Raw genomic sequence first — 13,313 nt, 5'->3', positions numbered from 1 at the left:
GGTGGCGGTGTTTGTGGCGCTGGTCCGACGCGCGTAAGCCGGGGGTCGATGGAGGGGGGCCGGGGTGGCGGTGTGGGACGCGGGCGGGGCCGAATCCCCACTCCGGGCGGTTCAGCGGGACGCCTCGCCGGTGCCCGTGCAGCAGGCCTCCGGTGCGCCGGCGGCGCTCTTGCCGAGGCTGTCGGCGTCGGCCTTGACGACGTAGACCTCCCAGGGCTCCTTGCCGGGGGCGGTCACCCAGACCTTGTCCTGGACGGCGTAGCAGCAGGAGGTGTCGTTCTCCTCGAAGGTGGCGAGGCCGGCCTCGCGCAGGCGGGTGGTGGCGGCGGTGACCTGCTCGGTGGAGGCGACCTCGACGCCGAGGTGGTCGAGGCGGGTGTCCTCGCCGGGCTCGCCCTCGATGAGGACGAGCTTCAGCGGGGGCTCGGTGACGGCGAAGTTGGCGTAGCCGGGGCGGCGCTTGGCGGGCTCGGTGCCGAAGAGCTTGGAGTAGAAGGCGATGGAGCCTTCGAGGTCGGCGACGCGCAGGGCGAGCTGGACACGGGACACGGTGGCCTCCAACGGGCTGGAAGGGCTGGAAGGGCTCGAAGGGCTCGAAGGGCTCGAAGGGAGCAAAGGGCTGGAAGGGAGCAAAGGACCGAACGAGTCTGTATCGATATCTGTCGATTCAACCTTGCACTCTGGATCGATATTCGTCAACATAGAAGCATGTCGAAACAGGAACTCCCGCTGCTCGATCGGGACGACGCCGCGGACGGCTGCTGCCCCCGGCTGCTGAGCGCCCCGCTGGACGCTGACCAGGCCGCCGAACTGGCGCCGCTCTTCAAGGCCTTGGGCGATCCGGTGCGGCTGCGGCTGCTGTCGATGATCGCCTCCGGCGCCGGAGGCGAGGTGTGCGTCTGCGACCTGACGCCGGCCTTCGACCTGTCCCAGCCGACGATCTCCCACCACCTGAAGCTGCTGCGGCAGGCCGGGCTGATCGACTCCGAGCGCCGCGGCACCTGGGTGTACTACCGGCTGGTCCCCGAGACGACCGACCGCCTCGCGGGCATCCTCACCCGCCGGGCGTCCCTCGGCGCCGCCGAGTGAGCGCCGAAGCGGGGGCGCCCGCCCCGGTGGCCGGCCGGCTGTCGTTCACCGACCGCTACCTCGCGCTGTGGATCCTCGCCGCGATGGTCCTCGGCATCGGCCTGGGCCGGCTCGTCCCCGGTCTGGGCGACGCGCTCGCGAAGGTGACCGTCACCGGCGTCTCCCTGCCGATCGCGCTCGGCCTGCTGGTGATGATGTACCCGGTGCTCGCCAAGGTCCGCTACGACCGCCTGGACACCGTCACCCGCGACCGCCGCCTGCTGCTCCCCTCCCTGCTGCTGAACTGGCTCGTCGGGCCCGCCCTGATGTTCGCCCTCGCCTGGCTCCTGCTGCCCGACCTGCCGGAGTACCGCACCGGGCTGATCGTCGTCGGCCTCGCCCGCTGCATCGCCATGGTGATCATCTGGAACGACCTGGCCGGCGGCGACCGGGAGGCCGCCGCCGTCCTCGTCGCCCTGAACTCGCTCTTCCAGGTGGTCGCCTTCGGCGCGCTGGGCTGGTTCTACCTGTCCGTGCTGCCCGGGTGGCTCGGCCTGGAGCGGACCGCGCTCGACGTCCCGGTGTGGGAGATCGCCCGCAGCGTGCTGATCTTCCTCGGCATCCCGCTCGCCGCCGGCTACCTCACCCGCCGCCTGGGCGAGAAGGCCCGCGGCCGTGCCTGGTACGAGACGGCGCTGCTGCCGCGCATCGGCCCGTTCGCGCTGTACGGGCTGCTGTTCACGATCGTCGTCCTGTTCGCGCTCCAGGGCCGCGCCATCACCGCGCAGCCCCTGGACGTCGCCCGGATCGCGCTGCCGCTGCTGGTCTACTTCGCCGTCATGTGGGCCGGTTCCCTGGCGCTGGGCCGCGCGGTGGGACTGGACCACCCGCGCGCCACCACCCTCGCGTTCACCGCGGCGGGCAACAACTTCGAACTGGCCATCGCCGTCGCCATCGCCACCTTCGGCGCCGCGAGCGGCCAGGCCCTCGCCGGAGTGGTCGGCCCGCTGATCGAGGTGCCCGTCCTGATCGGCCTCGTCCACGTGGCCCTCGCCGCCCGCCGGTACTTCCCCCGGCCCGCCACCCCCACCCCCACCCCCACCCCCACCACCTCCACCACCGCCCCCGAACCCGAAGGTTCCGCCCGTGTCTGAGTCCAAGCCGTCCGTGCTGTTCGTCTGCGTGCACAACGCCGGCCGCTCCCAGATGGCCGCCGCCTTCCTCACCCGGCTCGGCGGGGACCGGGTCGAGGTCCGGTCGGCCGGGTCGGCGCCCGCCGACTCCGTCAACCCGGCCGTGGTCCGGGCGATGGCCGAGGTGGGGATCGACCTCTCCGCCGGGACGCCCAAGGTGCTCACCGTCGAGGCGGTCCGGGCCTCGGACGTGGTGATCACCATGGGCTGTGGCGACGCCTGCCCGTACTTCCCCGGAAAGCGCTACCTGGACTGGCAGTTGGCGGACCCGGCGGGCCAGGGCGTCGACGCCGTCCGCCCGATCCGCGACGCGATCGAGCAGCGTGTCCGCGCCCTGATGGCGGAACTCGGCATCGAGGCCGCCGTGTGAGCGGGGTGGTGAACGTCGCCGCGATGACCCCGGCGCACGCCGCGCAGGTCCTGGAGATCTACCGGTCGGGCATCGACGGCGGCGACGCCACCTTCGAGACCGGCGTGCCGAGTTGGGAGGCGTTCGACGCGGCTCGCATGGCCGAGCACCGCCTCGTCGCCCTCGACGGGTTCGACAGGTTCGACAGGTTCGACGGGTTCGACCGGGTGCTCGGCTGGGCCGCGGTGGCGCGGGTGTCGGAGCGGAGCGCGTACGCGGGGGTGGTCGAGCACTCCGTCTACGTCCATCCCGACGCGCGGGGGCGGGGCGTCGGCGCCGCCCTCCTGGAGGCGCTGATCGCCTCCACCGAGCGGGCCGGGATCTGGACGATCCAGTCCGGGATCTTCCCGGAGAACACGGCCGGTCTCGCCCTGCACGCCAGGGCCGGGTTCAGGGTGATCGGGACGCGCGAGCGGATCGGCCGGCACCACGGGCGTTGGCGCGACGTGGTCCTCCTGGAGCGCCGCAGCCCGGCGGTCGGCTGACCGGACCGCTGACCGAACGGCCCGCCGGACCGCTTGCCGAACGGCCCGCCGGACCGCTTGCCGAACGGCCCGCCGGACCGCTTGCCGGACCACCCCCGAACCGCCTCTGACCAGCCCGTTAGGCTCGCACCATGACTGCCGACGACCACCACACGTGCGCGTGCTGCGCGGAACGCCACGACGGCCCGCCGCTGTCCTACGGGGCTCCGGCGCCGGTGGGCTGGAAGCCGCGGTACTCCCGGCGCCGGGACAGCGAGCTGACCGCCGACCAGTGCGTGGTCAAGGGCCGGCACTTCTACGTCCACGGCCTGATCGAGATACCGGTGCGTGACAGCGGCGACACGTTCTCGTGGGGCGTGTGGGTCTCCTTGAGCGAGCAGAACTTCGCCCGGACGCACGACCTGTGGGACGACCCGGCACGGGAGCAGGAGCCCCCGTACTTCGGCTGGCTCTCCTCCGAGCTGCCCGTCTATCCGGACTCGACCCTCCTGCTCAAGACCCACGTCCACACCCGCGCGGTCGGCCGGCGTCCGCTGATCGAACTGGAACCGACCGATCATCCCCTCGCGGTCGAGCAGCGCGAAGGGATCACCACCGGCCGCGTGCGGGAATTCGCTGACCTGCTCCTTCGGGGCTGACGGCCTCCGGCTCGCCGACCGTCCCCGGGCCGCTGCTTCCCGCCGACGGTACGCAACAGCCGGCCACGGTGCGCAGTGCGCAGCGCGCGGTTCGCGGTGCGCGGTGCATGCCGCGCGGTGCCGTGGCCGGCCGGTGCGCGCACGGCCGGTCGAGGTGTGTCAGACGCCGACCGCGGTGCCGGCGTGGGCGGAGGCCGCCTGGTACTCGTCGTCGCCCTCGAACCGGGCTTCGCAGCCGGTGGCGAGGGTGCTGGCGACGATGACCGGGTCGAGGATCTTGGATCCGGAGTTCAGCTTGGCGATCCCGCTCTGGTCGGTGGTCGCGGAGCCGACCCGCTGGCCGCTCGCCGTGCTGTAGAAGGTGATCTCCCGCCCCACGATCGGCTTGCCGTCCGTGTCGGTCAGCGTGGCCTCGAAGTCGCCGCTGATCGGGGCGTGGGCGACCACGTGGCCGCTGACCGTACGTGCTGTGAGCTGGACTGGCTTCTTCTCGGAAGTCATGGTGTAACCTCCCGGATGCTCTGGGCTACTACCTCCACCGTAGGCACGTCCGTGACGGCTTGCACGCGGGCCGTGACGCCGCCCGGGCCGCACGGGCAGCCCGGGCCGCACGGGCGGGAAACCGGGACAACCCGGTGGAGTTCGGGGCGGGGATCGGGGAGACTCGCGCGCATGGTTTCGGTACTGCAGAACGTGGCGATCGACTGCGCGGACGCCTATGGGCTGGCGCGCTTCTGGAGCGGTGTGACCGGCAGGCCGCTGGACCCCGACTGCCGGCCGGGGGACCACGAGACCCAGGTGCTGCTGGCGGAGGGCCCGGTCCTGTACTTCAACCAGGTGCCCGAGGCGAAGACGGTCAAGAACCGGGTCCACCTGTGCCTGCGGCCCGAGACCTCGCGCGACCAGGAGGTGGAGCGGCTGCTCGGCCTCGGCGCCGCCCTCGTCGGCGACCACCGGAACCCCGACGGTTCGGGTTGGGCGGTCCTCGCCGATCCCGAGGGCAACGAGTTCTGCGTGCTGCGCAGCGACTCCGACCGGGCGGCCGCGCACCCCTGAGGGTGCCGGGGCGGGCCACGCGCGCACGGAGCCGGGGCGGTGCGGACGGCGGGACGGACGGCGGCGCGCACGCGGAGCCCCCTCGACGGCCCACCGCCCCTCCGGCGATGGGCCGTTGGCGGGCCGTCGAGCGCTACAGGCGGAGCAGGACCACGCCCGTGACGGTCGTCGCCGCGGCGACGACCAGGACCGTCACCGCGCAGCCGACGTTCCCCGCCACGGACCGGCGGGTGGCCGCGAGGTCCGGCGTGAAGTCGGCCGGGTCGGCGGGGGAGTAGTGGATCGTGAGGTCCCCGCCGACCGGGACGGCGGAGTCCGGCAGGCCCGAGGGGTAGTAGGCGGTGACGGCCGTCCCTTCCTCGGTGGTGAAGGCGACGACCGGCGTCCGGCTGCTCTGGGTGCCGCCCTCCCCGTCGCTCTCGACGTTCCTGAGGACGGCGACGACCCGCCCAGGGACGGGCAGCATGGCGGACAACTCGGCGAGCCGCTTCTTCGTCGTCTGCTTCTCCCCGGGCAGGTAGAACGCGCCGAGGACGGTGGCCGGACCGCAGGTCGCGACCAGGGCCCACGGCCAGCCCCGGTCGATCGAGAGGACGACCACCAGCCCGACGTAGATCAGGAACACCGCGGTGTGGGGCCAGGCGAGCCCCCGCCGCCCCGCCTGGAGGTCGCTGACGAACCGGAAGGCGTGCGGCCTCCCGCGCGGGTAGCGGATCCCGACCTCCCGGCCCACCCAGGCCGTGCTGATCCGGTCGCCGGTCCCGCTGTCGTTGGTGACGACGAACTCCTCGCCGGTGGACGGGTCCTGGAAGCGGACGACCACCGCTATCCCGTCGTTCGGGGAGCTCCCGTTGCGCGGCTCCCCCACCCGTTCGATCCGCCCTTTCACCCGTACGGCCCGCTGCGCCTTGGTCAGGCCGGCCAGCGACCGGCCGTACCCGACCAGCGCCACGGCGCCGAACACCCCGCACCACAGGGCCAGGATTCCGTGCCAGTTCATGTGCGCCCCGCTCCCGTCCGTCCTGTCCGTGGTTCAGTGCGCCGAGGTGCGCCGCAGCACCCGGCCCTGTCCGTCCGCCTCCAGCACTGCGGCGCCCCCGGGCCCGGCCACGGTGACCGTGATGGTGACGGGGCCGTTGGTGCGGAGGACGGTGATGCTCCAGGCCTGCGGGGCGTGGACGCCGAGGGTGGTCCTGGCCTCGTCGACCAGGGCCGGGAACCGCTCGTAGGGCAGTGACAGCGGATCGAACTCCCGGGCCTTCGAGTCGGTCGAGGAGAACGTCAGCGCCAGCAGGCTGTCCGTCACCTGCAGGGTCGTCACCGGGCCCGCTTCGCCGTTCCGCGTCAACGAGTTGACGGCCCGCCCCAACTCGCCTTCGTCGAGGAAGGACTGCCCGGGGCCGAGCACGACGGTGCCGGACCCGGCCGTCACCACCTTGGTCGACCACGACGAGGAGGCGGAGGCCGAGGCCGAGGGGCTCGCGGAGGAGGACGGCGGGCCGGCGGGTTCGTCCTCGAACAGGTCCACCCGGAACAGGAGGACGACGGCCGCCGCGGCGAGCAGCAGACCGAGGAACCCGAGGAAGGGGACGGCGCAGCTGTCGGACGGTTCGCTCACCTTGGTCGAGGCGGGCGCGGAGTCGAGCAGTGCCCCGGCCGCCCGCTCCTCCCACTCCGGGGTCGGCCGCTTCACGATGCGCACGGCTGCCGGCCGGTCCGGCGGGTAGCGGACCACCAGGACGCCGCGCGGCCGGTAGTCGGGGAGGTCGGCGACGTGGATGTCCTGGGTGAACTCCACCCGGAACGCCGGGCCTTCGTCCGGCACGACGGTGAGGTCGAACCGCACCGCCCGGTCGGTCACCTCGCCCGTCGGGACGTCCAGGCTCTCGATCATCGCGAGCGCCGTCTGCGGGACGACGGCCGCCTCCCGGGCCCGTCGCGGCAGGCCGGCGAGGAGGAGCAGCAGGCCGTAGGCGATGGGAAGGCCCAGGCCGGCGACGAACAGCGCCGGCTCGTCGACGACGACGCCGACGACCATCGCGGCGAGCGATCCTCCGATCACGCCTCCGGTCAGGAAGCCGCGGGCGAGGGCGACCGGCGTGTTGCGCGTGGGCGGCGCACCGGTGGTGATCGTCATACCGGTGATTGTGCCGGGCGGGAGCGACGGCGGACAGGCCCGGAGCCGACAAGCTTGCGCCGTCCCAGTGAAACGCCGGAATCGGTCGGGGCGTCCCGCGTGCCGCCGACCCAACCGGCCCGCCCTGCCCCTGACTTCACGGCGGACCGGCTCCGACCGGCCGGCCCGTGAACCCCCGACCCCCCGAACCAGGAGCAGCAGTGCGAATCCCCCAGAAGCCCGCCGTCGTCCTCGCGGCCGCCGTCGCCCTCGCCGGCCTCACCGCCCTCGGCGGCGGCCCGGCCACGGCCGCCCCGCGGGACCCGGTCGCCGTGTCCCTCCAGGTGTCGAGCGACGGCACCAACCTCGACGAGTACGAGGGCGGCGAGGTCTGGACCCGGGACGCCCGACTCACCTTCCAGGACTGGGTGATCAGCCAGCTCGACGACGGCAGCTTCCGCATCAAGGGCACCCACTACGACCGGTGCGTCACCGACAACGGTGTCGGGAACCCCGTGACCCTGAAGGGCTGCAACGCGAACGACCCCGCCCAGCGGTGGATCTTCGACATCGGCTCCGAGCGCACCGTCGTCGAGAGCGTCAAGGACCGCCGCACGGGCCTCCAGGCCAACGGTCCGAACCAGCCGGTCACCCTGGAGCCGCTGGACGACAACCCGGCCCAGGAGTGGACGCCGTACCAGAAGTGACGGAGGGTTCCCCCGCCGCGGCCCGCCGCCGAACGGTGCCGAACGGTGCCGAACGGCGTCGAACAACGCCGAGCGGCGTCGGGGCCGGGCCGCGGCCGCGCCGCCGTCAGTCGTACACGGCGGTGAAGTCCCGGCCGAGCGCGGCGTACCGGTCCAACTCGTCTTTCGTGACAAGTCGTCATGGTCGGCGGATCACCTGTTCTAGGATCCTGGGGCACTTCGGACAGCGCGTCGCTCCGTCCGAGCCGCACTTCCTCAGCAGACCACGTGCCCGGCGTTCGGGACAGGAGAGCCGGGTTCCCATCCTTCGATGCGGAGGCTTGACCATGAGTCGAACGGGTACGCGTCCAAGAGTCCTCATAGTCGGGGCGGGCCTGGCCGGCACCGCCACGGCCATCCGGCTGCTCTGCTTCGCGCGCAGACCGCTGGAGATCGTCCTGCTGGAACGACGCTCCGACTACCGCTCGGCGGGCGTCGCCTACCACCGGGACGGCAACCCCTGGGACTACGTGTTCAACATCCAGGCGGGCCGGATGTCGGTGTTCCGCGAGGACGTCCTCGACTTCGTCCGCTGGGCCAACCACGAGGCCGACCGCAGCGGCTGGCCGGAGCCCTGGGCCGGGCTCCGGTTCGTCGAGCAGGGGCCGGCGCCCCGGCGGATCTTCCAGGACTACCTGAGCGACCGGCTGGCCGAGGCGAGGCGCGAAGCGCTTCCCGGTGTCGTGCTCGTCGAAGCGGAGGGCGAGGCGGTCGACCTGGAAGTCCGGCCCACCGGAGTCGATGTGACGATCGAACAGTCGTCGGGCCGCGGGGGCGAAGCCGACCGGAGTCCGGCGGTGACCGTGCTCCGCGCCGACCAGGTCGTCCTCGCGACCGGCCTCGAACTCCGGGAGCCCGTCTTCGCCTCCGAGGTCCGCACCCACGCCTCCTTCGTGCGGAACCCCTACTCGGCGGCCGGAATCCGCAAGCTCGTCTCGCTCCCGTCCGAGTCGACGGTCGCCATCGTCGGCTCCGTGCTGAGCGCCTACGACTCGGCGGGCCTGCTGCTGCGCCAGGGCCACACCGGGAGGATCCATCTGATCTCCAGGACCGGGACGATGTTCCGGACGTACCCCGGCGGCCACGAGCACGGGGTGCTGCGCCTGCCCTGTCCGAAGACGCTGCTGGAGCCGTACCGGAACCGTGAGGAGTTCCTCGTCCGGATCCGGGCCGAGTGGGACACGGCGTGCTCGACGGTCGTCCGGGAGCATCCCGACGTCTCCCCGGTGGTGGTCGCCGAGCGGGTGGTCAAGGCGTGGGAGCCGCACCTCCCCGAGGCCATCGAGCGCATCCCCACCGCGGAACTGCGGGGCCTGCTGGACGAGTTCGGCACCGCGCTGGCCGCGCTGCGGGTCGGGGTGCTGGAGTACACGATGGCGGTCGTCGAGCGCGCCCTGCACGCGGCGGACGGAGCGGTGCGGCTGGTCGTCGGCAAGGTGGAGGCGGTCAGGCCGGCGGAGTCGGGCCGGCTGGCCGTGTCGGTCGCCTCCCCGCAGGAGGAGCACACCATCGAGGCCGACCTGGTGGTGTCCAACTTCGGCCGGGAGTCGGACTACAGCAGGGTCGACCGGCCGCTCTGGCGGAACCTCCTGCGGCGGGGGATCGCGGAGCCCCACGCGCGCACCGGGCGCGGCCTGGAGGTCGACGGACGGGGGGTGCTGCTGGGCCCCGGCGGGGTGGCGGGCCCGGTGTCCGCGGTCGGCGCGCTGCGCGAGGGCGACGAGATCGTGCGGAACGGCCGGACCGGTGCGTTCACCTTCAATCTCGCTGCCATCAAGAACCATTCGATCGCGGTAGCCGCGCACGTGATCGAGCAACTGGAAGTGGAAGAGGACGTTTCGGCTCGGATCGCGGAGCGGAGTTCGGCTCGGACTTCGGAGTGGACTTCGGAGTGGACTTCGGTGGGCAGTCCGGCTCGAAGCACGGCCGGAAGCACGGCCGGAAGAACGGCCGAAAGCGTGGCCGGTCGCCGCGGGGGTGTCGGCAATCTGGAGGAAGCGGCCCGGGGGGAATTCGAGGACGCTGTGGTACTGGAGGCCAGGAGATTGGCCTCGCGCGGTCGAATTGAACGGAACCTGCTCGATTCCCGACTGGACGCCTGTATCCGGTCCATGGGTGAACGTCCGGCCGCTGCGGTGGATGCCGCCCGGTACGACCGCCTGATGAGGGCGGTCGTCAACCGGGCCGCGGTCGAACGACTCACCGATGTCTCCGTGACACCACGACAACTGCGCCGACAGCTGGGAATGGCGACCGCCGAAGAACAGGAGGAATAGGTGGACGGGCGACGGATTCAGGGATCCCTGCTGACCGGTGGTGCACAGAGCGAAGTGCGGGGCACCTGCAACCGCACGAGACATCCGCTCGAGGGATCCATCCTCGTCGCCCCTTCCCTCGACGCCGGCCTGTACGAGGCGATCGTGGCGGCGCGCGCGGTGGTCTGCGGTTCGGGCGGGCTGACCGGCCACATGCAGTCGCTCTGCCGGGGCAGGGGAATTCCCGTGCTCCGCGTCGACGAGGCGGACCTCGACGACCTGGTCGGCGAGGCGGTGCTGGACCTCGACGGCGAGTCGATCGTCGTCGAGTCCGGTGCGGGCGCCGGGGCCGACGCGGACGCCGGGGCCGGGGTCCCCTCGCCGGCCGACCTCGGCGCGGCGTGCGCGGTCATCGCGGACCTCCAGGACATCAGCGCGATCAACTCCTGCGGGCCGGACGCGAAGCGGGTCGACTGCTTCTTCATCCGGGAGGAGTTCCTCTGCCTGGCGGCGGGCCTGAGTCCGCTCGACTCCCTGGAGGGCGGCCCGGCCGAAGCGGCGGTCTACGGGCGGGCGCTCGCCGACCGGCTGTGCGCCTTCACCGAGGCGCTGCTGCCCGGCCAGCGGCTGATCCTGAGGATGCTCGACCTCCGCTCCGACCACGCCGCCAGCGTCACCGAGCTGGCCCCGGTCGCGGTCGAGCCCAACCCCGAGCTGGGCCTGCACGGCGCACGCTGGCTGCTGGGGTCGACCGCCTACCGGGAGGCGTTGCACGCCATGCTCGGCTCGCTGCGCGAGCGGCTCGGCGACGGCGCGGGCCGGGTGCACCTCTCCGTCCCGTTCCTCAACGACGCGGAGGAGTTCGCCCAGCTCAGGAAGCACCTCGAACTGCCCGCCGGGGTGCCGCTGTCCGCGTTCATCGAGACACCGGCGGCGGTGCACGCCACGGCGGAGATCTGCGCCGCCGGCGCCAGCGAACTGTTCGTCGGGGTGAAGGACCTGGTGCAGTTCTACCTGGCCGCGGACCGAGGCAACCACCTGGTGGCGGAGTCCTACCAGACCCGGCACCCGGCCGTCCTGGACGGGCTGCGCAGGGTGGTGGAGTCGGCCCGCGCCGCGGGGACCCCGGTGAAGGTGTTCGCGCTGGGCACGGACCTCGCCCACTACCTCGCCCACGTGCCCACTCCGGACGGCTACATGATGTGCACCGCCGAACTCCGGCAGCTGGTGCTCGACTCGCGGCCCTGACCGGGCGGGCGGGTGGCGGTCAGGGCCGCCACCCGCCCGCTGCGAGGTCGGGCGCGGATACTACAACTCTATTGTCATAGACAAGAGTTGATCGGTGATCCATCCATTTCAGTGAATCTGACGCCTCATCAGTTTCGTTTCGCCCGCCGTGATCAAGGATGCGAACAGTATCCGTCACGGAAGGGTGGTTCGCATGACCAGCGTCAGTGGAGAGCCGATCCCGGCGATCACCGAGGCCACGCTCGCCGACGTCGCCGACAACGGACTCCGGGGGCCCGGCACCACCGTCAACCAGGCCGTCATCGACCTCGGCAACGCCCTGCAGGCGGCCGCCCAGGGCGACGGGACGGTACAGCTCCCGCCGGAACTGGCCGAGCTGGTGGCCAAGGTGCGGCAGATCGCCGACGTCGACGTCACCGGGATCGAGGTGGAGGAGGACATCCGCCTGTCGGCGTTCCGCATCAGGCTGAGGGGCGACGAGCCGCGCCCGGTCGTGATCGTGCCGGCCGGCTGGAACCCGCTCGGCTGGCTGCCCTTCGTCTACGGCTACATCAAGCTGGCGCTGCGCGGCTACCACGTCCTGGCCTACACCCCGCGGGGCCTCGGCTACCCGGGCTGGATCTCCACCTCCGGCGGCCGCGTCGACGTCGCCGGGCCCGCCGACTGGGCCGACGGGGCGAAGGTGATCACCCACGCGGAGGGCTGGTGCGAACCGCGCAAGGTCGGCTTCCTCGGCGTGTCCTACGGCTCCGGGATCAGCCAGCTGGTCGCCGCGCACGACCCCGACGAGCGGGTGGCCGCCGTGGTCGCGCTGAGCACCTGGGGCAACCTGGCCGCCAGCCTCTACGACAACGACACCCGGCACCTCAAGGCCGTTGAACTGCTGGTCGGCTTCACCGGAGGGGAGAGGCAGGACAAGTTCGACGCGGAGACCCTGGACATCCTCGACAAGTTCGACCAGAACCGCGACCTCGACGACGTGATCGCCTGGGGCAACAGGCGCTCCCCGGAGACGTACATCGGCGAGACCAACCGGCTGGGCATCCCGACCTTCGTCTCCAACACCTGGCACGAGACGCTCTTCCCGGCCTCCTCGGTGATCGACGTCTACAACCGGCTGACGGTGCCCAAGCAGCTGAACCTGTGGATCGGCGACCACGGCGCGCCCGAGGGCGCCGGCATGTCCGGCCTGCTGACCCACCTGCCGTTCCCCGGCCTGGCGGATCCCCTCCGGGAGGCCTACGAATTCCTGGACCACCACCTGCTGGGCGCCGACAACGAGGCGCCGAACCGCAAGCAGGTGACCAGCCAGGTGATGTTCACCTACAGGACCAAGCCCGTGCTGGGCGGCGGCAACCGGATCACCGAGGCCGCCCGCCGCGAGTCGCGCGACTCGTGGGCGGACGTCACCACCGGCGAGGAGACGTGGTACCTCACCGGTGTCAACGGCGACGGTGACGGCGCGCTGGCCGACAAGCAGAACGACGGCTGGTCGCGGAGCTTCACCGCGGGCGTGGAGACCAGGGCGACGGCGGTGGACGCCGTGATGGACACCGGCCAGAAGGAGTGGACGGGCAACCCCCGGAAGTACGTGCTGTCCGAGTTCGAGCGGGAGAACCTGCTGGTCTGGTCGACCGACCCGCTGACCGGGCAGGGGGAGACGGCCCGCCGGATCCGGGGCGCCGCGCAGGTCCGGCTGACCGTGCGCAGCACCGAGGACGCCGCCACCCTGGTGGCCTACCTGTTCGACGTCGCCCCGGACGGTACGGCGCGGATCGTCACCCACGAGCCGTACACCGTGCTCGGTCTGACTCCCGGGAAGGACACCACCGTCGGCTGGACGCTCCAGCCCGCCGCGTACGACGTGCCGACCGGCCACCGGCTGGCGCTGGTCGTCAACAGCCGTGACCAGCTGTACTCCTACGCCGCGGAGCGCGGCACCGTCACCGTCGGCTCGCCGAGCGGCAACGAGTCCCGCCTGGAGCTGCCGCTGGGCTGAACCCCGGAGTCGCCCCCGCGGCACGTCGCCGTCCGGCGGCGGGCCGCGGGGAGTCGAGTGGCGGCGCGGGGACCCCAAGCGGAGGTCAAGGAACCTTGAC

General features: G+C 72.2%; 14 protein-coding genes. 10 read left to right on the top strand and 4 right to left on the bottom strand.

Annotation, left to right across the window (positions count from 1 at the left end; translation table 11 throughout):
* Window positions 1-111 precede the first annotated feature (111 nt).
* The gene (locus ACFVHV_RS21870; RefSeq protein ID WP_359897674.1) at window positions 112-549 is read right to left on the bottom strand and encodes an ArsI/CadI family heavy metal resistance metalloenzyme; all 438 of its coding nucleotides are present in this window, start codon (window positions 547-549) and stop codon (window positions 112-114) included.
* A gap of 159 nt (window positions 550-708) precedes the next feature.
* Between ACFVHV_RS21870 and ACFVHV_RS21865 the strand changes: the two genes are divergently transcribed.
* From ACFVHV_RS21865 to ACFVHV_RS21845, 5 genes are all read left to right on the top strand, one after another.
* A complete protein-coding gene (locus ACFVHV_RS21865; RefSeq protein ID WP_359897675.1) occupies window positions 709-1,089 on the top strand; it encodes a metalloregulator ArsR/SmtB family transcription factor in 381 nt (126 codons plus the stop codon).
* Entirely contained in the window at window positions 1,086-2,222 is a 1,137-nt protein-coding gene (arsB, locus tag ACFVHV_RS21860) for an ACR3 family arsenite efflux transporter (protein ID WP_380352816.1), read from the top strand. The genes ACFVHV_RS21865 and arsB overlap by 4 nt, the downstream gene beginning before the upstream one ends.
* Complete coding sequence (locus ACFVHV_RS21855; protein WP_380352814.1) at window positions 2,215-2,631, top strand: arsenate reductase ArsC; 417 nt, start codon at window positions 2,215-2,217, stop codon at window positions 2,629-2,631. The genes arsB and ACFVHV_RS21855 overlap by 8 nt, the downstream gene beginning before the upstream one ends.
* Window positions 2,632-2,654: 23 nt before the next feature.
* A complete protein-coding gene (locus tag ACFVHV_RS21850) occupies window positions 2,655-3,155 on the top strand; it encodes a GNAT family N-acetyltransferase (protein WP_380352813.1) in 501 nt (166 codons plus the stop codon).
* 131 nt (window positions 3,156-3,286) lie between these two features.
* Window positions 3,287-3,793, top strand: coding sequence for a DUF2199 domain-containing protein (locus ACFVHV_RS21845; RefSeq protein ID WP_380352811.1), 507 nt, complete (start codon window positions 3,287-3,289; stop codon window positions 3,791-3,793).
* A gap of 159 nt (window positions 3,794-3,952) precedes the next feature.
* Here ACFVHV_RS21845 and ACFVHV_RS21840 read toward each other — a convergent pair whose 3' ends face one another.
* The gene (locus tag ACFVHV_RS21840; RefSeq protein ID WP_359897681.1) at window positions 3,953-4,294 is read right to left on the bottom strand and encodes an Ig-like domain-containing protein; all 342 of its coding nucleotides are present in this window, start codon (window positions 4,292-4,294) and stop codon (window positions 3,953-3,955) included.
* A 171-nt stretch (window positions 4,295-4,465) separates the two neighbouring features.
* On the opposite strand from ACFVHV_RS21840, the gene ACFVHV_RS21835 reads away from it, so the two are divergent.
* Window positions 4,466-4,849 (top strand): VOC family protein, encoded by a 384-nt coding sequence (locus tag ACFVHV_RS21835; protein WP_359897682.1) that lies wholly within the window; start codon window positions 4,466-4,468, stop codon window positions 4,847-4,849.
* Window positions 4,850-4,982: 133 nt separating this feature from the next.
* On the opposite strand, the gene ACFVHV_RS21830 is transcribed toward ACFVHV_RS21835, so the two are convergent.
* A complete protein-coding gene (locus ACFVHV_RS21830; RefSeq protein ID WP_380352809.1) occupies window positions 4,983-5,849 on the bottom strand; it encodes a DUF3592 domain-containing protein in 867 nt (288 codons plus the stop codon).
* 33 nt (window positions 5,850-5,882) lie between these two features.
* Window positions 5,883-6,986: a hypothetical protein gene (locus ACFVHV_RS21825; RefSeq protein ID WP_380352807.1), complete on the bottom strand. Its 1,104-nt coding sequence runs from the start codon at window positions 6,984-6,986 to the stop codon at window positions 5,883-5,885.
* Window positions 6,987-7,186: 200 nt separating this feature from the next.
* Here ACFVHV_RS21825 and ACFVHV_RS21820 point away from each other — a divergent pair, with 200 nt between their 5' ends.
* The 4 genes from ACFVHV_RS21820 to ACFVHV_RS21805 all read left to right on the top strand — a co-directional run bounded on the left by ACFVHV_RS21820 (window position 7,187) and on the right by ACFVHV_RS21805 (window position 13,213).
* Window positions 7,187-7,672 (top strand): ricin-type beta-trefoil lectin domain protein, encoded by a 486-nt coding sequence (locus ACFVHV_RS21820; protein WP_359897685.1) that lies wholly within the window; start codon window positions 7,187-7,189, stop codon window positions 7,670-7,672.
* Window positions 7,673-7,998: 326 nt separating this feature from the next.
* Window positions 7,999-9,987 (top strand): FAD/NAD(P)-binding protein, encoded by a 1,989-nt coding sequence (locus ACFVHV_RS21815; protein WP_380352805.1) that lies wholly within the window; start codon window positions 7,999-8,001, stop codon window positions 9,985-9,987.
* On the top strand, window positions 9,988-11,214 hold the full coding sequence (locus ACFVHV_RS21810) for a putative PEP-binding protein (protein WP_380352803.1): 1,227 nt from the start codon (window positions 9,988-9,990) through the stop codon (window positions 11,212-11,214). It begins immediately after the preceding gene.
* A 193-nt stretch (window positions 11,215-11,407) separates the two neighbouring features.
* Window positions 11,408-13,213, top strand: a complete 1,806-nt coding sequence (locus tag ACFVHV_RS21805) for a CocE/NonD family hydrolase C-terminal non-catalytic domain-containing protein (RefSeq protein WP_380352802.1) — start codon at window positions 11,408-11,410, stop codon at window positions 13,211-13,213.
* Window positions 13,214-13,313: the final 100 nt, after the last annotated feature.

This window comes from Kitasatospora sp. NPDC127116 (assembly GCF_042677365.1).
In the GTDB taxonomy this organism is placed as follows: domain Bacteria; phylum Actinomycetota; class Actinomycetes; order Streptomycetales; family Streptomycetaceae; genus Kitasatospora; species Kitasatospora lactacystinica.
The sequence above is the reverse complement of the archived record's forward strand: the minus strand, read 5'-3'. Positions and strand labels throughout refer to the sequence as shown.

Coding starts and splice junctions, on each gene's coding strand:
- ACFVHV_RS21815 (WP_380352805.1), top strand. CDS start 7,999: ATGAGTCGAACGGGTACGCGTCCAAGAGTCCTCATAGTCGGGGCGGGC.
- ACFVHV_RS21825 (WP_380352807.1), bottom strand. CDS start 6,986: ATGACGATCACCACCGGTGCGCCGCCCACGCGCAACACGCCGGTCGCC.
- ACFVHV_RS21845 (WP_380352811.1), top strand. CDS start 3,287: ATGACTGCCGACGACCACCACACGTGCGCGTGCTGCGCGGAACGCCAC.
- ACFVHV_RS21835 (WP_359897682.1), top strand. CDS start 4,466: ATGGTTTCGGTACTGCAGAACGTGGCGATCGACTGCGCGGACGCCTAT.
- ACFVHV_RS21830 (WP_380352809.1), bottom strand. CDS start 5,849: ATGAACTGGCACGGAATCCTGGCCCTGTGGTGCGGGGTGTTCGGCGCC.
- ACFVHV_RS21865 (WP_359897675.1), top strand. CDS start 709: ATGTCGAAACAGGAACTCCCGCTGCTCGATCGGGACGACGCCGCGGAC.
- ACFVHV_RS21850 (WP_380352813.1), top strand. CDS start 2,655: ATGACCCCGGCGCACGCCGCGCAGGTCCTGGAGATCTACCGGTCGGGC.
- ACFVHV_RS21805 (WP_380352802.1), top strand. CDS start 11,408: ATGACCAGCGTCAGTGGAGAGCCGATCCCGGCGATCACCGAGGCCACG.
- ACFVHV_RS21840 (WP_359897681.1), bottom strand. CDS start 4,294: ATGACTTCCGAGAAGAAGCCAGTCCAGCTCACAGCACGTACGGTCAGC.